1 protein-coding gene and 1 pseudogene are annotated in these 622 nt (G+C 55.6%); both read left to right on the top strand.

The window, feature by feature from the left end:
• A partial coding sequence (locus ACXJ7R_RS35715) for a hypothetical protein (protein WP_457155886.1) occupies positions 1–303 on the top strand: 303 nt, incomplete at its 5' end.
• Positions 304–407: 104 nt separating this feature from the next.
• Positions 408–622 (top strand): annotated as a pseudogene (locus ACXJ7R_RS35710) (short-chain dehydrogenase); the annotation flags it as partial.

The raw sequence follows: 622 nt of genomic DNA, 5'->3' as shown, positions 1-622 counted from the left end.
GACATCCTTTTCGATTTCGGAACCCTTGAGCTGGTCGTCCGTTCGACCGGCTTGCCTGTCTTCTCGTCGGCATGGATGCTTTTGACCGGCAGACCGTCCTTGCGGTTCAATATCTTGAAGTGGATCTTCGAGGCTTCGCTGGTAGCGCCGACAATCTTCACCCCGCGAGTTACCGATCCAACTTTCAGAAAGCCCTTCCAGGCAGCACGTGGCGCAACCATCAAAATCGTTCCTCAGGGCAGCTCTGGCTGGCTGGTTCCACAATGTCGTCCGGAGGCTGATCGTCTACGATTGCTGCGGTGATTGCAGCCATTATTCCGATAAGGTGCATAAGCAGCCATTTTATCGCGGCAAGGATCAACTTTTTCCTCTGATGCACGTTGTGCCGAGCAACCCAGGAGACAGCCATGCCCACTGGAACAAATACCGACACCTCCAAAACCGTCCAAAGGCAGCTGCGAATCCAGCGCAAAGTGGATGCGGACGATCGGGCCAAAACGAAATTGAAACCGGCCGGCGCGATGCAGGCCGGTGCGCGAGAATATCCGGCGCCGCCGTTTCCGAAGCAGCATCATCCAAAACCAGGCCAAGAAGCAGAGATCAAACCAGCTCCCCTCTACGA

The organism is Mesorhizobium sp. P5_C1 (assembly GCF_054049815.1).
The sequence above is the reverse complement of the archived record's forward strand: the minus strand, read 5'-3'. Positions and strand labels throughout refer to the sequence as shown.